Origin of the sequence: Maribacter polysiphoniae, from assembly GCF_003148665.1 — a bacterium.
In the GTDB taxonomy this organism is placed as follows: domain Bacteria; phylum Bacteroidota; class Bacteroidia; order Flavobacteriales; family Flavobacteriaceae; genus Maribacter_A; species Maribacter_A polysiphoniae.
Window position 1 is genome coordinate 219,317 of sequence record NZ_QGGQ01000005.1, and the last position, 21,864, is coordinate 241,180.

A 21,864-nucleotide genomic window follows, 5' to 3' on the forward strand; every position below is an offset into this window, starting at 1 on the left:
GCAATATGTTAGTAGAAGTTTGTGCCAATTCGTTGGAATCTGCGATGAATGCTGAAAAAGCAGGAGCGGATAGGATCGAGTTGTGTTCCGAGTTGGCGGTTGGTGGAATCACACCTTCCTATGGATTGTTGAAAAGCGTTAAGGAAAACATCGGTATTCCCGTGCATGTACTTATTCGTCCCCGTAGTGGGGACTTCAGTTATACCGATGGGGAGTTCAATAGTATGAAGCAAAATATAGCCCTTTGTGTGGAAATGGGTTTCGACGGAATCGTATCGGGGGTATTGCATACCGATTTTAGGTTGGATGTGGGGCGTACCAAGGAATTGGTCGAATTGTCGGAAGGTTTGAAATTCACCTTTCATCGTGCCTTTGATTGGGTTTTGGATCCGTTGCAGACTATGAAACAATTGGAAGGTTTGGGTGTCGATTACATGCTGTCTTCCGGTCAGGAAAAGTCCGCCTTGGAAGGGATAGCGTTATTGTCCCGCCTAAATGATGAAGCTGCCTCATGCGCGGTAATGCCGGGTGGAGGGGTAAATGCGGGTAATGTTCATAAATTCAAGGACAGTGGATTTAAGGTAGTTCATTTGTCAGGAACATGTTTTGAGCCCAAATTGAAGGTTGTTCCCAAGGTTTCCATGAATGCAGCCTCTTTTTTACAGGATCAAGGTGTTTTTGTTTCCAATGTGGAAGCTATTCGGAAAGTATTGAAAGAAGTTAAATAAACCGTAAAGGGTGTTCATGGCATCCTTAGATGAAATAACTTTGCTAAAAATAGGATTATGTTACGTTGGATAATTTTTGTAGCCCTCTATACTGCACTTGGTTTCTATGCCTTACAGGCTCTTAGGGCGGTTACTAGATACCCATGGGTCTATTTCACCTATATTGGTATTTCTTTGGTCGTACTGTTGAATTTTATCTATCAATTTGCTTGGGGTGATGATGCGGGAAGGGTTTTGAGCCGGCCCAAGAGTTATGCCTTTGGGTTTTTGTTGACCATCCTTACCTTTAATGTCATTACGGTGATATTTCTTTTTTCGGAAGATCTTTTTCGTTTTTTGAGTGGCACCTACAATAAGTTTTTCGGGGGTCATAAGGAATTTACTTTTCCCGAACGCAGAAGATTTTTGAGTATGATTGCCATGGGGATAGCCGCCTTGCCTTTTGGGGCATTGCTTTACGGTATGTATCGTGGCAAGTATAATTTTCAAGTGCTGAAATACCAATTGGAATTTGACGATCTGCCCGATGCCTTCGATGGCTATCAGATTACACAGATTTCCGATGTACACAGTGGTAGTTTTGACAATCGGAAAAAAATAGAATATGCCATTGACCTAATTAATAAACAAAAAAGTGATGTTATTTTGTTTACAGGGGATATGGTGAATAATAAGGCTGAAGAGATGGAGCCTTGGAAAGATACCTTTGCACGGTTGGAGGCAAAGGAAGGCAAGTTCTCTATTTTGGGTAATCATGATTATGGGGATTATGTTGATTGGGACACCCCGGAATTGAAAAGTAAGAATCTCGAAGACCTTAAAGTTCTACAGCGAGAAATCGGTTTTGATCTTTTATTGAATGAAAGCCGGTATTTGAAAAAAGGAGAGGATAAGATCGCTTTGGTAGGTGTTGAGAATTGGGGTAGGGGCGGATTTAAAAAGGCCGGTGATCTTTCAAAGGCTACCGAAACCATTTCAAAAGATGACTTTAAGATTCTAATGAGCCATGACCCGTCGCATTGGGAAGATGTCGTTATTGATGATGACTATCACTACCATCTTACTTTGAGTGGTCATACCCATGGGATGCAGTTTGGGATTGAAATTCCGGGTTGGGTCAAGTGGAGCCCTATTAAGTGGCGTTATAAGTACTGGGCTGGCGTATATGAAGAAATGGGCCAATATATTAATGTCAATCGCGGATTCGGGTTTTTAGGTTACCCTGGAAGGGTAGGGATATGGCCTGAAATCACGGTGATTACCTTAAGAAAAAAGTCGTTAACATGATTTTAACGGCCATCTAGGGGCACAAAATAGCGGCAAAAACTGGTTTTTTAACATTTTTTCTTACATTTGATTTGTAACCGAAACAACTCTATATGTCTAAGTTTGGTGAACTGATAGATTTACATGTGCCAGTATTGTTGGATTTCTATGCTGAATGGAATGAACAATCAACCGCAATGCATCCTGTACTTAGGGATGTGGCGGCCGCCCTTGGTGATAAGGGGAAGGTCATAAAAATCGATGTGGATAAAAATAAGGAGCTTTCCCAGGCACTTCGTGTAAAGGGCTTGCCTACCTTGATGATTTATAAAAAAGGGGAAATGGTCTGGCGCCAAAGTGGTGAGCAGGATGCCAATACCCTTATCGGTATTCTAAACGAATACGTCTAACCTTTTTTTTGCTGGTAGCCTACCCAGTGGGCAAGCTATTCAATTGACATTGTATTTAGTCAAAATTGAAGTGTCACGTGCGTGATTTTCAATTTTGACCAAATAGCAGTTGCCAATACATTGTTTGGTTCTGGAACCCCCAATTATTCTTCGACGGATTCAACAGTGCCCATGGTGTCAATGGCAATGGTGTCCGATACATCGGGATTGCTTTCGTTGATCAATGGTTCCTCTGGGATTTCATCCTGATAGAAATGACTGAATTTATCTATGTATTCGTTGAATATCAAGGTTTCCTTTTCTGCCATTTCACGGTCATTGTTCTCGATAAGTACATCGATCAACCTTCGATATGACTCCATATCAGAGATGATGTCATCGATTTTCTTGTACTGCTGATCCAATGGGATTCCTTCGTAATACTCCAATCTTTCTTGGTATATTTTCTTTAGCGAGGAGTATATTTCATGGGCCTTGCTGGTTTCCCCAACTTTGTAATAACCATCTATGAAAGGTAAAACAAAGTGGTAGTAGCCAAAATATTCCACAGGTATTTTCTCCATGGCCAAATCAATGATGTTCTTGGCCTTGTCAATTTTGTTTTCTTTGATCAATTGTTCCGTTAAACGGGCGAGGTTGCTGCGATACGAAATACCTTGGACCCTGGTTTGTGGGTCATGGTAGATTCTAGGGTCGCCTGAATTACCCCAATCCCATTTGGTAACGATATCGTACATAAGTTCAGTGTCAATCCTACCCATATCAAACGAATTGCTTCGTTCGGTCTTTATGGGCACCAATTTATACGCCATCCCATCCAATTGAAGATAGTCCTTCATCCAAATGAATTCGGCATCATCAAAGCTTCCACCGGAGAAATACAAGGGCCTTTTCCAATCGTTGTTGGCGACAATGTCCAACATCATCATGCTTTTCTTGGTAATGGCACTTGGCAGGTTGATGTCGATATAGTCTACAATTTGAGCGGAGTCCTTTGCTTTCACCAAACCGCTCTCAAGCACATTCTTCTTATTGACGGGAATTCGGATTTTCTGGGTGGGGTAGTAAACCAGATTTTGGGTGTTCTCAGGGTATTCATCAACATCAATATCCTGTTTTTCCAAGAAAAATTTGAATTTGGTCTGGGGTTTGTCGCTGTCGATCCAGTCGATAAAATCCTTTATGTTCCATCGGCTTTTGGATACTTCACGATTGAATAGGGGGTCAACGTTTTGAAAATACAAAACATCCCGAGAGCCCCATCTATACTTCTCATGGGTTATCTGGGAAGGTATGGGGTCACTTGAGTAGGCTTTTCGTTTCATTTGGTCTACATACCAGTCGGTCTCGAAAAGACTCGTACAGACAATCCGCACATCAGTCCTGTAGTTTTCGATCTCCTGGGCAAACCAGAGCGGAAAAGTGTCGTTATCCCCAATGGTGAATAAGATGGCACCTGCATCCTTTTGGCATGAATCCAAATAGGCCTTTGCCGAGGATTCGGCTGTATAACGATTCGATCGATCATGGTCGTCCCAATTCTGTACGGCCATTACGGTAGGTACGGCCAACAGGCATATAAGGGTTACCGCTGGCGCCAATATCTTAGGTGAGAGCCATTTTTTAAATTCATCGAACAATCCGTAGACCCCGAGACCAATCCACAAGGCGAAGACATAGAAAGAGCCCACAAGGGAATAATCCCTTTCCCGCGGTTGGAATATGTAGGGGTTCGTGTAAAATTGTATGGCAATTCCCGTAAATAAAAAGAAAATAAACAGGACCCAAAATTGTTTGGGGTTTCTTGATATTTGAAAGAGGATTCCGATAATACCAAGAATCAAGGGTAAAAAGAAATAAGTATTCCGGGCTTTATTGTTTTTGATGTCACTGGGTAGGTTTTCCTGGCTTCCGTGAAATACGCTATCGATGAAGGGGATACCTGATAGCCATTTGCCGTTTTCGTCGTAGCGCCCTTGGACATCGTTGTTCTTTCCGACAAAATTCCACATAAAATAACGCCAGTACATATAGCCGAATTGGAATTCGAACATGTATTTTACATTGTCCCAAACTGTTGGGGGTTGCACTTCGAGATATTCATCAAACCGTTTTAGGAAACTTATATATTGTTCGGCATCGATCTCCCCATTGGCATATCCGGTTTTTACTTGCTGTACAGCCTCACGAAGTTCATCGTTTGATTTTTTCATTTTGAAATCCAAGGGGCCAAAATACCGCATATAGTTCTCTGCATGTTGGCCGCTCCACATGCGGGGTAAGATTCCCTTGTGCTTTTCATTGGAGTCCTGTAATGCGTTCTTGTAATGGTTTACAATAATATACTTCCCTTTTTCAAGGTCTTTCTCATATTTGGGTTTGTCATCCATTTCCTTTCCTGCAGGAGCGAAAATATCGGAGTAATATGCCCCGTAAACGGGACTGTCCACGCCAGGGTATTGTTCCCTATTGTAGTACGCCAACAGTGATCTGGCATCTGATGGGTTGTTTTCGTTGATCACCACATTGGCATTGGCCCTGATCGGCAGCATTAACCAGGTGGAAAATCCAAAGAAAAGGAACATGATACACAATACAATGGTGTTGGCATCGCGGTAATTGTTTTTTCGGGTGTACATTAATCCGAAATAGAATGTAGCTATAAATAGGAGTCCCATGATCAGGGAGCCTGAATTGAAGGGTAACCCTATGGTGTTGACAAAATAGACCTCGGCCCATCCAAAAAGTTTGAGTACATAGGTCAATGAAAACTTATATACCAACATTAAAACGGCAACCACCGAAATATTGGCTAAAAGGAAGTTTTTTACGGTAGTGGTTTTGTATTTTTTGAAGTAATAAAGGAGTCCTACCGACGGTATGGCCAAAAAGCCCATAAACTGTATTCCGAAGGTCAGTCCCACGACAAATGAAATAAGGATAAGCCAGCGATTGCCACGAGGGGTGTCCAAATTGTCTGTCCATTTTAGACCTAGCCAAAGTAGTAATGCCATAATAAAACTTGCACTCGCATATACTTCGGTTTCTACGGCATTAAACCAAAAACTATCGGAATAGGTGAATGCCAAGGCACCAACCAGTCCACTGCCTAAAACGGCTATCGATTTGCTATCGGTCAACACTTCGTTTTGACCGATCAGTTTTCGGGTAAGGTTTGTGATGGTCCAAAACATGAAAAGAATAGTAAACGAACTACTCACCCCGGAAACATAATTGACCATACGGGCAACTTGATCGGGGTCTAGGGCGAACATGGCGAAAAAGGCGCCGAGCATTTGTAATAAGGGGGCTCCCGGAGGGTGTCCGACCTGTAATTTGGCTGAGGTTGCGATATATTCCCCTGCATCCCAAAAGCTACTGGTGGGCTCTACGGTGATGCTATATGTGATTAGGGCTATAAAGAAGACTACCCATCCGAGTATGGTGTCCCATTTTTCGAAGTTCTTAGAAAACATGCAATTTTTGGTTTTACCTTGGGGGCGAATTTAGTAATTAATATAGACATCCTCATACAATTTTGATAAACCTTTAACAGGACTAGTTTTGGTTTTTTTGGGCGATTGTATTAAAAATGTTTGCTCAAACCAAACTTTGTTTTAAATTTGCACGCTCTAAAGCTGAAATTATTCTTGATTGTTTTGGGAATATGACTTTAGATGAGGTAATGGCCTATGGTGTAATTGGCAACACAGCTGGTTTTGGTCCAGTCGTTCTAGGTTCGAGTCCTAGTAGGCCAACAGATTTTACGAATAATCCCGATGTCTTCTGATATCGGGATTTTTTCATTTTAGGGAAAAGCTGAGGCAGGAAGTTTATGGGGCAAGATCAAATGTTGTGTTTTTGGAAATCATCCATCTTTTTTTAAAGTGCCCTTTTATTCTTTGCTTACATCTGTGTCGTCAGTGGTCTTTTCCATAGGGGTATCTTCCTCGTGTTCGGTGTTGGTGATTTCCAAATTTGGTGATTGGGGTGCTTCCTGTGTGCTGTCTAGTAATTCTTCGTCCAGTAGAACGCCTGGTTTTTTGCCTTCTTTGATCAGGGCCCATGTCATGATCAAGCTTGTCGCTATAATCACGAATAGCAAAATGCCGGATTCAAAATTGGCAACCTGGGCCTCCTTGGGTATGGCATAAAACAATAGAACGGTGATCAATCCCCGGGGTGCTATGAATAATTGGGGCATGATGTCGCTACCAAAGAAAGTTCGCAGTATTACAAATCGTATCAGGTAAATGGAAACGATGATCAAAACACTGACCAAGGCGACACTTAGGCTAAAAAGCGAGGAAATGGCAATGGTAAGTCCGAATATCACAAAGAAAAAGGTACGCACGATAAAGGCGGTTTCCAAGGTGATGATATGGAGTTCGTGGTACATTTGGCTTACCTTCTCATTTTTCAAATAAGTGGACAGCCGTCCAGGAAAGAATAGTTTGACATTGGCAATGACCAAACCGAAAATCAGGATAATGATCAAGGAGGAAAGGTGGAATTTCTTTCCTATGGCGTATAACAATAGGAGTACGGCAATCAACAAAAAGAGTTTTGCCTGACTTTTGATTCTCTGGAAAATAAGGATGATGGCATAACTGGCGACCAGTGCAATGACAATGGTGATCAATAGATTGATTGAAAAACCTGAAAACCCAGTGTCTTCCACAGGGTTTAATCCTCCAATGAGAAAATAGAACATCATAATTCCCATAATGTCCGAAAAAGTGCTTTCGTAAATGTGGAATTCCTTTTTGGTTTCACTAAGTCCGTTAACACTGGGTATGATTATGGCGCTTGACAGGATTGATAGGGGAGTGGCGTATAGCCAGGCCGACTGCATGCCCATTTCGGGTATAAATTGATGAAGGATAATGGCGGCAACCCAGGCAGAGGCCAATAGGCCCAACAGTGCGATACCCATCGCTTTGATGATGGGTACGATTTTGTTCTTCTTGAGTTCAAGTTCCAAGGCGGCCTCAAGAACGATCATGATCAACCCCACAATGCCCAAAATTTCCAGGGCGCCGTCGAATTCGGGTTTGTCGGGCATGAAATACCCCATGGCGTATTGTAGGATAATGCCTAAAGCTATAAGCATTAGTACGGACGGTATGTTGGTCTTTTTCGAAAGGGTATTGAACCAGAAAGAGAGGATTACAATGATCGAAGCTTCGATTATTATGTTATATGAAGAAAAAATTTCCATAAAATAAGGGCTTTTGAATAAAAACTAAAAATAGTATTTAAATATCACTTTGGGCACGAGTGTTAATATATCCACACATCATTCAAATAAGCTTGTTGTGGATATAAAAATGTTGTATATTTGCATCACTGAAAGGATATTAAGGTATTCATGAGGGGACAATTTGTCCCCTCTTTTGTTACTGAAAATTATGTTGAAGGATAAAGTCAAAACACTTTTGGATGACGCCCTAGACCAGGACGAATCACTCTTTTTAATCGATTTTTCAATGGGTGCCGACAATAGTATCCATGTTGTTTTGGATGGTGATAATGGTGTGAGTGTGCAGGATTGTATAAAAGTCAGCCGGGCCATAGAGCACAACCTGGATCGTGATGAAGAGGATTTTTCGTTGACTGTGACTTCGGCAGGAGCCGCGTCCCCAATGGTGTATCCCCGACAGTTTAAAAAGAATATTGGTAGGAAAATAAAGGTGCAGACCCAGGATGATCTGTATGAAGGCAGTCTTACCGAAGCCAATGCGGAAGGCATTGTGCTGGAATGGAAGGCACGGGAACCCAAACCCATAGGAAAAGGGAAAACCACAGTTCAGAAAAAAAAGGAAATTTTATTTTCTGAAATTAAGGAAGCAAAAGTTATTTTAAAATATTAATAGTAGTATACAAATGGAAAATATTGCGCTGATTGAATCTTTTTCGGAATTTAAAGACGATAAATTCATAGATAGGGTTACGCTAATGGCGATTTTGGAAGATGTTTTTAGGAATGCGCTTAAAAAGAAATTTGGTTCTGATGATAATTTTGATATTATTATAAATCCTGACAAAGGGGATTTGGAGATATGGAGGAACCGTATCGTGGTTGAGGATGGAGAGGTCGAGGAACCCAATGAGGAGATTTCTTTGTCGGAAGCCCGTAAGATAGAACCTGATTTTGAGGTTGGAGAGGATGTGTCGGAAGAGGTGAAATTGATCGATTTGGGTAGAAGGGCGATTTTAGCCTTGCGCCAAAATCTTATCTCTAAGATCCATGAGCATGACAATACGACCATTTACAAGCAGTTTAAAGACTTGGAAGGTGAGATCTATACGGCTGAAGTGCATCATATTAGGCATAAAGCGATAATCTTGTTGGATGATGAGGGTAACGAGATCATCTTACCTAAGGATCGTCAGATACCTTCTGATTTCTTTAGGAAAGGGGATAATGTTCGTGGTGTCATCGAAAGTGTTGAATTGAAAGGGAATAAACCGACAATCATTATGTCGAGAAGTTCGCCCCGTTTCTTGGAGCAACTTTTCTTTCAGGAGATACCTGAGGTTTTCGACGGTTTGATCACCATCAAGAAAGCCGTGCGTATACCTGGGGAGAAGGCTAAGGTGGCTGTTGATTCCTATGACGATCGTATTGACCCGGTTGGTGCCTGTGTGGGTATGAAAGGGTCTCGTATACATGGTATTGTTAGGGAATTGGGTAATGAGAATATCGATGTTATCAATTGGACGAACAATCCACAATTATTGGTAACCAGGGCTTTGAGTCCTGCCCGGGTTTCTTCGGTGAAGCTAAACGACGAGAAAATGACGGCCCAAGTATATTTAAGGCCAGAGGAGGTTTCCAAAGCCATAGGTAGGGGAGGTCATAATATCAGACTTGCCGGAAAACTTACGGGTTATGAGATAGATGTATTCCGTGAAGGGGTTGAGGAAGATGTGGAATTGACCGAATTCTCGGATGAAATCGATGCTTGGATCATAGAGGAATTCAAGAAAATTGGAATGGATACGGCAAGAAGTGTATTGGAGCAAGATGTTGATGATCTAGTGAAAAGAACAGACTTGGAAGAGGAAACGATTTCTGAAGTTGTGCGTATACTTAAGGAAGAATTAGAAGATTAGCTATATATTAGCGGCAGTTTTTAGAATAAGGAAGTAATATTTATGGCAGACAATGCAACAATCAGACTTAATAAGGTCTTAAGGGAGCTCAATATCTCTTTGGACAGGGCAGTAGATTTCCTAAAGTCGAAGGGGCATGAGGTAGATGCGAGACCCACCACAAAAATATCCGAAGAGGTACACCAAGTGCTATTGGATGAGTTTCAAACCGATATGAGCAAGAAGGTTGCTTCTAAGGAAGTTGGTGAGGAAAAGCGTAAAGAAAAGGAAGCCATAAGATTGCAACTTGAGCAAGAGCAGGAAGAGCGTAGGCTGGCCCGTGAAAAGAGAAATCAAGCTTCTGAGCGGATAATTAAGGCCAAAGTAGAGCTTCCAGGTCCTAAGACTGTTGGTAAGATCGACCTGAATCCCAAGAAAAAATCACAACCTGTTGTAGAGGAGAAGAAAGAGGAAGTAAAACAAGAGGTTGTCAAGAAAGAAGAAGTCAAACCAGAAGAGGTTAAGAAGGAGGAAGTCAAGGAAGTAGCCGTTAAGAAAGAGGATGTCAAGGAAGTAGCGGTTGAAAAAGTTGAGGTTAAGAAGGAGGAAGTCAAGGAAGAGGTTGTTTCGAAACCTGTTGAAAAGGTAGAGAAAGCCGATGCACCCGTTGCTAAGGAAGAAGAGGCCAAGGAAACCACGACACCGACTGAGGAGGCACCCAAGGAAGAAAAAATAAAAACCCAATATCAAAAGCTTAGTGGTCCTAAGATAATGGGTGACAAGATTGATCTTAGTAAATTCAATCGACCCAAAAAGAAGAAAGAGGAACCTAAGGCTTCCGGCGATAATGCCGATAGGAAGAAAAGAAGAAAAAGAATTGTCAGTAGTCCTGGCAGTGGACCAAATAGAGGTCCGGCCCAAAGAAGTGGGGCACCCGGTAACAGAAAAGGCGGAAAACGTTTTGCAACTGTAAACAAGGTTGAGCCTACTGAAGAGGATGTACAGAAACAAGTACGGGAAACCTTGGAAAAACTACAAGGTAAATCCAAGAAAGGTAAAGGTGCCAAATACCGTAGGGATAAAAGAGATCATCACCGTCAACAGACCGAAAAAGATCTTGAACAACAAGAATTGGAAAGCAAAATACTTAAAGTAACCGAGTTTGTTACAGCGAGTGAAGTTGCTACCATGATGAATGTCAATACGACACAAGTGATATCCGCCTGTATGTCTTTGGGAATCATGGTGACCATGAACCAAAGGTTGGATGCGGAAACATTGTCCATTGTTGCCGATGAGTTTGGCTATGAGGTAGAGTTCATTACTGCCGATATAGAGGAAAGTATTGTAGAGGAAGTCGATGCTCCAGAGGATTTGAAACCTAGGGCGCCTATCGTAACCGTAATGGGACATGTGGATCACGGTAAAACATCCTTGTTGGATTATATTCGACAAGAGAATGTGATAGCCGGTGAAAGTGGTGGTATTACCCAGCATATTGGTGCTTATGGGGTAACCCTTTCTGGCGGACAAAGAATTACTTTCTTGGATACACCGGGTCACGAAGCCTTTACGGCCATGCGTGCACGTGGTGCCCAAGTAACCGATATCGCCATTATTGTGGTCGCTGCGGATGATGATATAATGCCACAGACGAAAGAGGCGATCAGTCACGCGCAGGCTGCGGGTGTGCCAATCGTATTTGCAATAAACAAAATAGATAGGCCAACGGCCAATCCGGATAAGATCAAGGAAGGTCTTGCCCAGATGAACTTGTTGGTGGAAGATTGGGGAGGTAAAATACAATCCCATGATATTTCAGCAAAAACAGGTGACGGGGTCAAGGAGTTATTGGAAAAAGTACTCCTTGAAGCGGAACTGTTGGAATTAAAGGCCAATCCGGACAAATTAGCTTCGGGTACGGTTGTGGAGGCATTCCTTGATAAAGGAAAAGGATATGTTTCAACAATATTGGTTCAAGCGGGTACCTTGAAAATCGGGGACTACGTTTTGGCGGGTACATGCAGTGGTAAAGTAAAGGCCATGCATGATGAAAGAGGAAAAGAGATTAGTGAGGTAGGACCTTCACGACCTATATCCATACTAGGATTGGATGGTGCGCCTCAGGCGGGTGATAAATTCAATGTACTTGAGGATGAGCGAGAAGCGAAGCAAATTGCGACCCGAAGGTCCCAATTGCAACGTGAGCAATCCGTTAGGACACAAAGGCATATTACCTTGGACGAAATTGGAAGACGTATTGCTTTGGGTGATTTCAAGGAATTGAATATTATCCTTAAAGGTGATGTGGATGGTTCTGTTGAGGCATTGACCGATTCGTTCCAAAAATTATCCACCGAGGAAATACAAGTCAATATTATACATAAAGGTGTAGGACCGATTACAGAGTCTGATGTGCTCTTGGCTTCTGCTTCCGATGCGGTTATCATAGGATTTAACGTCAGGCCAATGGGTAATGCCAGGATGTTGGCTGAAAAAGAGGAAATCGATATTCGAATGTACTCTATAATCTATGATGCCATCAATGATCTTAAGGATGCCATGGAAGGTATGCTGTCTCCAGAAATGAAGGAAGAGATTACGGGTACGGCTGAAATCAGGGAGACCTTTAAAATATCCAAAATCGGAACCATTGCAGGTTGTATGGTTACCAACGGAAAAATATTCAGGAACTCCAATATTCGCTTGATTCGCGATGGTGTGGTTATCTATACGGGTGAATTGGCATCGTTAAAACGATTCAAGGACGATGTGAAGGAAGTTGCCAAAGGATATGATTGTGGATTACAGGTTAAGAACTACAATGATATTAGGGAACTGGATATCGTTGAAGCTTTCCAAGAGGTGGCCGTTAAAAAGAAATTGAAATCAAGATAGTGGTTACTATCAAATAGGATAAAAAAAAATCGACTTTTTCAAGTCGATTTTTTTGGTTTTAAAAGCATGGCATCCGGGTATTTTTCCCGAACCTCTATGAATTTTCGCTCGGCTTCAAGTTTGGTTTTGAAACGGCCAACCCTTACGCGATACGTAGGGGAGTCAAAATCTATCTTAGAAAATAGATTGGGAAAATCAACCTCCACACTCTTCTTGATGCCTTGGGCCTTGGCGTAAGATCCAAAACCTACCTGTATTCTATAATAGTCATGATTTTCATTGGAGGATTTGTAAATATCCAGTAGGTCCTCTATGCGGTTGTCCTGTTGAATGTTTACCTGTCCCTGTTGTGCAAGGCCTATGGTGGTGGAGAAAGTGATAATCCCGATAATTAACAGTGACTTCATTATGATGTGTTTATAAGGTATATTCGTTTGCACAAAAGTAAATTTTTAATGATTATTGAAAGCTTTTCGGTCTTATTTAGAATAATTATAAATTGGTATTATCAATACATTAACATTTTGCAGATAAAGTCTAATCCTTATTTTTGCCGTCAATGCAGGTACGGTTTTTTTAAATGTGTTTATCTTTTGATGTAGTAATAACCGTGCCAAAAATTTCGATTGAAATATTCTATATATGAAAAAGGTAACATACCGCAATCAAATTTCCAGGGTTTTAGGTGTTAGTCTAGTAGTTTTCCTGCTTTTTTCCATTTCTATTTTTGCACAGGATGGGGCTGTTGCTTCTGGTGATCCTGCAAAAGGAAAGGCACTCTTTAATCAGAATTGTGCTGCTTGTCATGCGTTGAATAGGAAGATGACAGGGCCGGCCTTGGCTAATGTGGAATCCCGTCTTAATGCCGATGAAGGTTTGGATCGGGAATGGATTTATGCTTGGGTTAAAAATAGCCCTGGAGTGATTAAATCAGGGGATGATTATGCCAATAAGGTGTTCAATGAGTATAATCAGGCTCCAATGACTCCTTTTCCTACCTTGTCAAATGACGATATTGATAATATTTTGGCCTATACTGCTGCGCCACCACCGGAACCGGTTGCTGCGAGTGCTGCTGTAGCCGAAGGGGGTGAGGGTGGTTCTTCTTCTACAGGAATATCCAATGAAATGATCTTAGGGGCTCTGGTTATTATACTGGGTCTTTTGGTGATGATGTTGGTCTTGGTGCAAGGAACCTTAAAGCGAATAGCGGTGGCCAATGGTCTCGATTTGGAGAAAGCCAAATCGGAGAGCGGTTTGCCTTTGTGGAAAGCATTCGCCCAGAATCAATTCTTGGTTTTGGTCACGGTGGTCATTTTGTTGTTGTCGGGTGCGTATTTTGTATATGGATGGATGATGCAAGTGGGGGTTGATCAAGGGTATGAGCCTATTCAGGAGATACACTATTCGCATAAAGTGCATGCGGGTGATAATAAAATAGATTGTAAGTATTGCCATTCATCGGCTAGGGTTTCCAAAACTTCGGGTATTCCTTCCTTGAATGTATGTATGAATTGTCATAAATCCATTTATGAGTATAAGGGTAACCCAGAAGGGCCTTCACAAGAGGATTTGGCCAATGGGTATACGAATGAGTTCTATACGGGTGAGATTAAAAAATTATATAAGGCCGTTGGTTGGGATGAGGAAAATCAAAGTTACACAGGGGAAAGCAAGCCGGTGGAATGGATAAGGATCCATAATCTTCCTGATTTGGTTTACTTCAACCACTCCCAGCATGTTTCTGTTGCGGGAATTGAATGTCAGACTTGTCACGGTCCTGTTGAGGAAATGGAAATCATGTCACAGTTTGCTCCCCTTACTATGGGATGGTGTATCAACTGTCATAGGGAAACCAATGTTAAGGTTGAGAATAACGAGTACTATGCAAAAATCCATGAAGAGCTTTCCAAGAAATATGGGGTTGAAGAGCTTACCGCTGCCCAGATGGGTGGTTTGGAATGTGGAAAATGTCATTATTAATAAAATAAAGTAGCTAATTACAGATAGATCGTATGGCATCAAACAAAAAATATTGGAAAAGCGAAGCGGAGTTAAATCCAAACGATTCCATTGTTGAGGCGCTAAGACAAAATGAATTTGTTGAGGAAATTCCAGTTGATGAATTTTTGGGCAACAAAGAGAATTTGTCTTCAACAAATACGAACAGAAGGGATTTCCTTAAATACGTTGGTTTTAGTACCGCTGCCGCATCATTGGCGGCGTGCGAGGGGCCGGTGAGAAAATCAATTCCTTACGTTGTTCAGCCAGAACGCATAATTCCTGGTGTTGCAAATTATTATGCAACGACTATAGCCAACGGATTCGACTTTGCTAGTGTCCTGGTTAAGACAAGGGAGGGTAGGCCGATAAAAATCGAGAATAATACCGATGCCAAAGTGAATGGGGGTGCAAATGCCCGTGTTCAAGGTTCTGTGTTGTCCTTATATGATAGTACGCGTCTGCAGGGTCCTATGAAGGCTGGTGAGCCGGTTGAATGGACTGCTCTTGATACAGAGGTGAAGGCCAAGTTGAATACTTTGAAAGCGTCTGGAAAACAGATTGCTTTGTTGACGCAGACCTATGCAAGTCCGTCGACTGCCAAACTTATCGCTGAATTCAAGGAGATGTATGGTGCGGTAAACCACGTGGTTTACGATGCAATTTCCGAAGATGCTGCCTTAACCGCTTTTGAAGCGCGCTATGGCGATAGGGCATTGGCGGATTATGATTTTGAAAAAGCTGAGGTAATAGTCTCATTTGGGGCAGACTTCCTTGCAGATTGGCAAGGGGGCGGATATGATAGTGGTTATTCCAAAGGGCGTATTCCCAAAAACGGGAAAATGTCAAAGCATGTGCAGTTCGAGGCTAATATGTCCTTGTCCGGCGCCAATGCGGATAAACGAGTGCCATTAACACCAATGCAACAAAAAATCGCACTTGCCAAACTGTATGCCAAATTAAATGGGTCTTCCGTTGGTGGTGAAATTCCTGAATATGCACAACAGGCCATTGATGGGGTTGTTGGTGAGATCAATAAGAATAAAAGTGCTGCCGTTGTAGTCACTGGTTTGCAGGACGTAGATGCCCAAGCCGTTGTTTTGGCTATAAACGAGATGTTGGGAAGTAAGGCTTTCGATGCCAAAGCCCCTAAATATGTCCGTCAGGGTAGTGTTAAAAATTTGAATGCCCTAGTGGCGGATATGAAGGCGGGTCGTGTTGGTGCCTTGATCATGGATGGTGTTAATCCAATGTATACATTGCCCAACGCTGTTGATTTTGAAGAGGGACTTGCTAAGGTCGATCTTTCTGTTACCTTTTCAGGTAATTGGAATGAGACTACGGAATTGACGGATTATGCCGCTGCCGCTAACCATTATTTGGAATCATGGGGTGATACAGAGATTAAAAAAGGGCATTTTGGTCTGATCCAGCCTACGATAAAAGAGCTTTTTGATACAAGACAGTTTCAATCGGCACTATTGAAGTGGATGGATAGCGATAAAAGCTATTATGATTATATAAAGGAAACTTGGAGTACGGATGTATTGGCTGGAAACGACTGGAATAAAGCCTTGCATGATGGTGTTTATGTATCGGCAGGTTCCAATGCTGTTGGGGAAATTGTTGAGGCGGTGGCTTCAGCGGTAGGTCTTGATGGTGCGGATACTTCTGGTATGGATGTTTCCTCTGCAGTGAAAAGGCTGTCAAATGCCGTTAGTGGTGGAGGTCTTGAGCTTACATTGTATTCAAAGGTAGGTATGGGTGATGGGCAACAAGCTGGAAACCCATGGTTGCAGGAATTTCCGGATCCGATTTCCAGAGTGTCTTGGGATAACTATGTTACCGTTTCCAAAGCGGATGCAACACGTTTGGAATTGATTAATGAGCACGCTGCCAACGGAGGTTTGGATGGTAGTTATGCCAAACTAACCGTGAATGGTGTGGCTTTGGATCAGGTTCCTGTGTTGATTCAGCCCGGTCAGGCTCCAGGGTCAATAGGTTTGGCGTTGGGTTACGGTCGTAAGGTCGGAATGAAGTCCGAGATGCAGACAGGGGTAAATGCCTATCCGTTATATCAAGGATTCAACAATGTGCAATCGGTGACCATTGAGAAGGCGGCCGGAATGCATGAATTTGCCTGTATTCAATTACACAATACCCTTATGGGTAGGGGTGATATTATAAAAGAGACCACTTTGGAAATCTTTAACACTAAAGATCATGCCGAGTGGAACAAGGTGCCAATGGTTTCTTTAAACCATCAGGAAGTAGAGGCTACAACAGTTGATTTATGGGATAGTTTTGATCGTTCTATAGGGCATCACTTCAATATGTCCATAGATTTGAACGCCTGTACCGGTTGTGGTGCTTGTGTTGTGGCATGTAGTGCGGAAAACAACGTACCGGTGGTCGGGAAGGAAGAAGTGCGACGTTCCCGTGATATGCATTGGTTGCGAATAGACAGATATTATTCCTCTGAGGATTCCTTTGAGGGTGATAATACCAAAAAGGATGAGTTCAGTGGTTTGTCTGGGGAGAAAGGTTCCCTTGGAGGCTTTGGTGAACTGGAACATCCTGCAATTAATCCTCAAGTGGCCTTTCAGCCTGTAATGTGTCAACACTGTAACCATGCTCCTTGTGAGACTGTTTGTCCTGTAGCGGCAACATCACATGGTCGTCAGGGTCAAAACCAAATGGCGTACAACAGATGTGTGGGGACTAGGTATTGTGCGAACAACTGCCCTTATAAGGTTCGTAGGTTCAACTGGTTCTTGTATAACAACAATGACGAGTTCGATTTCCATATGAACAACGATTTGGGGAAAATGGTCATTAATCCAGATGTTACTGTTCGGTCAAGGGGTGTTATTGAAAAATGCTCTATGTGTATCCAAAAAACACAGAAAACCATACTTGATGCGAAGAGGGATGGTAGGGTGATAAAAGATGGTGAATTCCAAACGGCCTGTTCCATGGCCTGTAATAATGGAGCCATTATATTTGGTGATGTCAATGATAAGGAAAGTAAGGTCGCTGAGTTGAAAGAGAGTGATCGTATGTATCATTTATTGGAACATGTTGGGACCAAACCAAATGTATTCTATCACGTTAAAGTGAGAAATAACAACGAAGCGTAAAAATATTATTTAGCAAAGTAACTATAAAAGATTATGGCGTCGCATTACGAAGCACCTATACGAAGACCCTTAGTACTTGGAGACAAAGGCTATCACGATGTAACAGTGGATATAGCCGCTCCTGTTGAAGGAAGAGCCAATAAGCATTGGTGGATAGTTTTTTCCATAGCCTTGTTAGCATTCCTTTGGGGGATTGGTTGTATAATTTATACTGTTTCTACCGGTATCGGTACCTGGGGTTTGAATAAAACCGTAAACTGGGCATGGGATATTACCAACTTTGTTTGGTGGGTAGGGATAGGTCACGCAGGAACCTTGATTTCTGCAGTACTATTGCTTTTTAGACAAAAGTGGAGAATGGCCATTAACCGTTCTGCGGAGGCGATGACCATATTTTCCGTAGTACAGGCAGGTCTGTTTCCCATTATCCACATGGGTCGACCTTGGTTGGCTTATTGGGTATTGCCGATACCAAACCAATTTGGTTCGTTGTGGGTGAACTTCAACTCTCCCTTGCTCTGGGATGTATTTGCGATATCTACTTACCTATCTGTTTCCTTGGTTTTCTGGTGGACAGGATTGTTGCCCGATTTTGCAATGATACGGGATAGGGCAGTACTGCCATTCCAAAAGAAAATATATAGCTTATTGAGTTTTGGTTGGACAGGCCGTGCGAAAGATTGGCAACGTTTTGAGGAAGTGTCCTTGGTTTTGGCTGGTTTGGCCACTCCGTTGGTACTTTCTGTACACACCATCGTATCTTTTGACTTTGCTACTTCGGTCATTCCAGGATGGCATACCACGATATTTCCTCCATATTTTGTGGCTGGGGCGGTATTCTCAGGTTTTGCAATGGTGAATACCTTGCTGATAATTATGAGAAAGGTATCTGGTCTTGAGGCTTATATCACTGTTCAGCATATAGAATTGATGAACATTGTTATCATGATTACGGGTTCTATTGTAGGTTGTGCCTATATTACGGAGTTGTTCATGGCTTGGTATTCCGGGGTTGAGTACGAGCAGTATGCTTTCTTGAATAGGGCAACAGGTCCTTATGCCTGGGCCTATTGGGCAATGATGAGCTGTAATGTATTCTCACCACAGTTCATGTGGTTCAAAAAGTTGCGAACTAGTATTATGTTCTCTTTCTTTATTTCGATCATCGTGAATATCGGAATGTGGTTTGAGCGTTTTGTGATCATTGTAACGTCATTGCACAGGGATTATTTACCTTCTTCATGGAGTATGTTCTCCCCTACGTTTGTAGATATAGGGACATTTATCGGTACCATTGGGTTCTTCTTTGTACTTTTCCTTTTGTATTCAAGAACCTTCCCTGTAATTGCACAGGCGGAAGTGAAGACGATTTTAAAATCCTCGGGGGAAAAATATAAGAAACTAAGGGAGGCAGGTAAGCCTTTGTACCAAATTAATGCGAATACCGTAATTAGGGAAGATGTGGTTGAAACGGCGACCGAACCTGTAGAGGAAAAACCTTCTGCTGCAAAAGAGAGCGTTTCCAGTCTATTGGACTCCATAGGAACGTTCGATGCTTCCAGGGATAAGGCGGATGACCTTAAGAAGGTGAAGGGTATTGGACCTCAAATGGAGAAGACCTTAAACCAAATAGGTATTTATACATTCGCCCAAGTTAGTCGAATGACCGAGAAGGAATATAATTTGTTGGACTCAATTACCGGTTCGTTCCCAGGTAGGGCGCAACGTGATGATTGGGCCAGTCAGGCAAAAAAATTAAATAACAAGTAAGAAGATATGGCATCTAAAGTTATACATGCATACTACGATGATGACGACGTGCTGATGCATGCCGTCAAAAAGGTGAAGGACGCCAAGCATCATATAGAGGAAGTGTATTGTCCTTTTCCAGTTCATGGATTGGATAAGGCCATGGGGCTTGCGCCCACTAGAATTGCCATAACCTCTTTTATTTATGGTTGTGTCGGTCTTGCGGTTGCAATAGTGATGATGAATTATATCATGATTCAGGATTGGCCTCAGGATATAGGTGGTAAACCTAGTTTTAGTTATTTGGAAAACATGCCGGCATTCGTTCCGATCATGTTTGAGTTAACGGTTTTCTTTGCTGCGCATTTAATGGTAATCACTTTTTACCTAAGAAGTAGATTGTGGCCTTTTAAAAAGGCAGAGAATCCTGATGTACGAACTACCGACGACCATTTTGTTATGGAGTTGGCCATTCACGACAACGAAAAAGAATTAAAGAACTTATTGATGGATACCGGTGCGGTAGAAATCAATGTTTCAGAAAAGTAGTCCTAAGATGATGAACAATTTTATTAAAGTAGGAATAGCATTTGGTTTGGTACTGTTAATGGCTTCATGTTCCAATAAGAGAAGACCTAATTATCAGTATATGCCTAATATGTATGAACCAGTGGGCTATGAGACTTATCAAGGTTTCAATGAGGATGAGGTCACTAGGATTGCATTGTTCAAAGGTGTTTCGGAAGCCATGTTGCCACCGGATAATACAATTCCAAGAGGTTGGATGCCTTATGGGTTGGAGAATACCATTGAAGGGAAGGAACTTTCCAGGTTAAAAACCAGTCCTTTGGATTCCTTGAAAAGTGAGGCCAATTTGGCAAAGGGCAAAGAGCTTTTTAATATCTATTGTGCTATTTGTCATGGACCAAAAGGGGATGGACAAGGTACATTGGTTAAAAGGGAAAAAATTCTGGGCGTGCCCAGTTATGCGGATGCAGCCCGCGATATTACGGTGGGTAGTACGTATCACGTAATATATTATGGTTTAAACTCTATGGGATCGTATGCCGTACAATTGAACCATGAAGAACGTTGGCAAGTTGCCGAATACGTTATGAAATTGAAACAAGATTTATAAAATAATACATAGAGTAAGATATGTACACGTTTTCAAGCAGACTAAGAATGGCTTCCTTCATCATGATGATTGTAGGCTTATTAGGTATCGGAATTGGTTTTATGTCGGCCCCAAGCACCGTTGAAGAGGCTAAGGCCATGGTCGCCAGTCACGATGGGGGTCATGGTGATGCACATGCCGAAGAGGTAGGACTCGCTGAGGCAAATGCCCATGGGGAGCATGCTGAGGCCCACGATGCAGCACATGATGAGCATGTTTTGCATCAATTGCAGAATAAACCATGGTCAGCGTTGTATGTGGCAGCATTCTTCTTTTTTATGATCGCATTGGGTGTTTTGGCATTTTATGCCATACAAAGGGCATCCCAAGCCGGTTGGTCTCCATTGCTGTTCCGTGTAATGGAAGGGATAACCGCTTATTTGGTCCCTGGGGGGATTATTATATTCGTTATTTTGGTATTGTCTGTTTTGCACATGAACCATCTATTTGTTTGGATGGATGCTGATGTTGTAGCGCATGATAAATTGTTAATGGGCAAGTCGGGTTATTTGAATCCTACTTTCTTCTTGATCCGTGCGGCTATTTTCTTGGGAGGCTGGATACTCTATAGGGAGTATTCCAGAAAGCTTTCCTTAAAGCAGGATGCCTCGGATGACAACTCGAATTTCAAATTGAACTTTAGGATATCCGCTGCATTTTTGGTGTTTTATTTGATCAGTGAGTCGATTATGTCTTGGGATTGGATTATGAGTGTGGATCCACACTGGTTCAGTACCTTGTTCGGATGGTATGTGTTTGCAAGTATGATCGTTTCAGGAATTACGGTTATTGCCATGGTAACGATTTATTTGAAGTCAAAGGATTACTTACCGGATGTCAATGATAGTCATATTCATGATTTAGCCAAGTTCATGTTCGGTTTTAGTGTTTTCTGGACCTACCTTTGGTTCTCGCAATTTATGTTGATCTGGTATTCGAATATCCCTGAAGAGGTTACCTATTATGTAACGCGTATCGAGGATTTTAAACTTCCTTTCTTTGGAATGGTCGTTATGAACTTTGTGTTGCCATTACTACTTTTAATGAATAGTGACTATAAAAGAATCAACTGGTTTGTCATCCTTACCGGTATTATCATACTGGCAGGTCACTATATGGATATTTTCAATATGATCATGCCTTCTACGGTAGGTGATCAATGGTCTATCGGAATTCCTGAAATTGGAGCCATTCTGTTCTTTGCCGGATTGTTTATCTTCTGGGTTTTTAGGGCATTGACAAAAGCACCTCTTCAACCTAAACGCAACCCGTTTATCGAGGAGAGTAGACATTTTCATTATTAATTTTAGAATAAATATATACCCTCCTTCCCAGTGTTTGCTGGGTAGTGGGGGATAAATGTTTTTACCCATCGTTGAAGGGTGTTACTTCGGGGA

Annotated in this window: 15 protein-coding genes and 1 tRNA gene; 13 read left to right on the forward strand and 3 right to left on the reverse strand. The window is 42.1% G+C overall.

Going from position 1 to position 21,864, the window contains the following annotated elements; translation table 11 throughout:
* The first annotated feature begins 5 nt into the window (after positions 1-5).
* The 3 genes from LX92_RS12830 to LX92_RS12840 all read left to right on the forward strand — a co-directional run bounded on the left by LX92_RS12830 (position 6) and on the right by LX92_RS12840 (position 2,404).
* Positions 6-728: a copper homeostasis protein CutC gene (locus tag LX92_RS12830; RefSeq protein ID WP_109651206.1), complete on the forward strand. Its 723-nt coding sequence runs from the start codon at positions 6-8 to the stop codon at positions 726-728.
* Positions 729-785: 57 nt separating this feature from the next.
* Positions 786-2,015: a metallophosphoesterase gene (locus LX92_RS12835; protein ID WP_109651208.1), complete on the forward strand. Its 1,230-nt coding sequence runs from the start codon at positions 786-788 to the stop codon at positions 2,013-2,015.
* A gap of 92 nt (positions 2,016-2,107) precedes the next feature.
* Positions 2,108-2,404 (forward strand): thioredoxin family protein, encoded by a 297-nt coding sequence (locus tag LX92_RS12840; RefSeq protein WP_109651210.1) that lies wholly within the window; start codon positions 2,108-2,110, stop codon positions 2,402-2,404.
* A 143-nt stretch (positions 2,405-2,547) separates the two neighbouring features.
* On the opposite strand, the gene LX92_RS12845 is transcribed toward LX92_RS12840, so the two are convergent.
* Positions 2,548-5,880, reverse strand: coding sequence for a glycosyltransferase family 117 protein (locus tag LX92_RS12845; protein ID WP_109651212.1), 3,333 nt, complete (start codon positions 5,878-5,880; stop codon positions 2,548-2,550).
* Between the two features lie 210 nt (positions 5,881-6,090).
* Between LX92_RS12845 and LX92_RS12850 the strand changes: the two genes are divergently transcribed.
* Positions 6,091-6,162, forward strand: a tRNA-Gln gene (locus LX92_RS12850).
* 137 nt (positions 6,163-6,299) lie between these two features.
* Here LX92_RS12850 and LX92_RS12855 read toward each other — a convergent pair.
* The gene (locus LX92_RS12855) at positions 6,300-7,625 is read right to left on the reverse strand and encodes a cation:proton antiporter domain-containing protein (protein WP_109651214.1); all 1,326 of its coding nucleotides are present in this window, start codon (positions 7,623-7,625) and stop codon (positions 6,300-6,302) included.
* A gap of 190 nt (positions 7,626-7,815) precedes the next feature.
* On the opposite strand from LX92_RS12855, the gene rimP reads away from it, so the two are divergent.
* The 3 genes from rimP to infB are packed head-to-tail and all read left to right on the forward strand — an operon-like array spanning position 7,816 to position 12,400.
* Positions 7,816-8,277, forward strand: a complete 462-nt coding sequence (gene rimP, locus LX92_RS12860) for a ribosome assembly cofactor RimP (RefSeq protein WP_109651216.1) — start codon at positions 7,816-7,818, stop codon at positions 8,275-8,277.
* Between the two features lie 13 nt (positions 8,278-8,290).
* Positions 8,291-9,523, forward strand: coding sequence for a transcription termination factor NusA (nusA, locus tag LX92_RS12865; RefSeq protein ID WP_109651218.1), 1,233 nt, complete (start codon positions 8,291-8,293; stop codon positions 9,521-9,523).
* 42 nt (positions 9,524-9,565) lie between these two features.
* Positions 9,566-12,400, forward strand: coding sequence for a translation initiation factor IF-2 (infB, locus tag LX92_RS12870; RefSeq protein WP_109651220.1), 2,835 nt, complete (start codon positions 9,566-9,568; stop codon positions 12,398-12,400).
* A gap of 38 nt (positions 12,401-12,438) precedes the next feature.
* Here infB and LX92_RS12875 read toward each other — a convergent pair whose 3' ends face one another.
* A complete protein-coding gene (locus tag LX92_RS12875; RefSeq protein WP_109651222.1) occupies positions 12,439-12,807 on the reverse strand; it encodes an SPOR domain-containing protein in 369 nt (122 codons plus the stop codon).
* A 235-nt stretch (positions 12,808-13,042) separates the two neighbouring features.
* On the opposite strand from LX92_RS12875, the gene LX92_RS12880 reads away from it, so the two are divergent.
* The 6 genes from LX92_RS12880 to LX92_RS12905 are packed head-to-tail and all read left to right on the forward strand — an operon-like array spanning position 13,043 to position 21,771.
* Positions 13,043-14,383 carry a cytochrome c3 family protein gene (locus LX92_RS12880; RefSeq protein WP_109651224.1) on the forward strand — a complete coding sequence of 447 codons (1,341 nt, stop codon included), beginning with the start codon at positions 13,043-13,045 and terminating at the stop codon, positions 14,381-14,383.
* Between the two features lie 32 nt (positions 14,384-14,415).
* Positions 14,416-17,541, forward strand: a complete 3,126-nt coding sequence (locus LX92_RS12885) for a TAT-variant-translocated molybdopterin oxidoreductase (protein ID WP_109651227.1) — start codon at positions 14,416-14,418, stop codon at positions 17,539-17,541.
* A 33-nt stretch (positions 17,542-17,574) separates the two neighbouring features.
* Positions 17,575-19,311: an NrfD/PsrC family molybdoenzyme membrane anchor subunit gene (gene nrfD / locus LX92_RS12890; RefSeq protein WP_109651229.1), complete on the forward strand. Its 1,737-nt coding sequence runs from the start codon at positions 17,575-17,577 to the stop codon at positions 19,309-19,311.
* A gap of 6 nt (positions 19,312-19,317) precedes the next feature.
* Complete coding sequence (locus LX92_RS12895) at positions 19,318-19,839, forward strand: DUF3341 domain-containing protein (protein ID WP_109651231.1); 522 nt, start codon at positions 19,318-19,320, stop codon at positions 19,837-19,839.
* A gap of 10 nt (positions 19,840-19,849) precedes the next feature.
* A complete protein-coding gene (locus LX92_RS12900; RefSeq protein WP_109651333.1) occupies positions 19,850-20,428 on the forward strand; it encodes a c-type cytochrome in 579 nt (192 codons plus the stop codon).
* A gap of 20 nt (positions 20,429-20,448) precedes the next feature.
* Entirely contained in the window at positions 20,449-21,771 is a 1,323-nt protein-coding gene (locus LX92_RS12905) for a quinol:cytochrome C oxidoreductase (RefSeq protein ID WP_109651233.1), read from the forward strand.
* Positions 21,772-21,864: the final 93 nt, after the last annotated feature.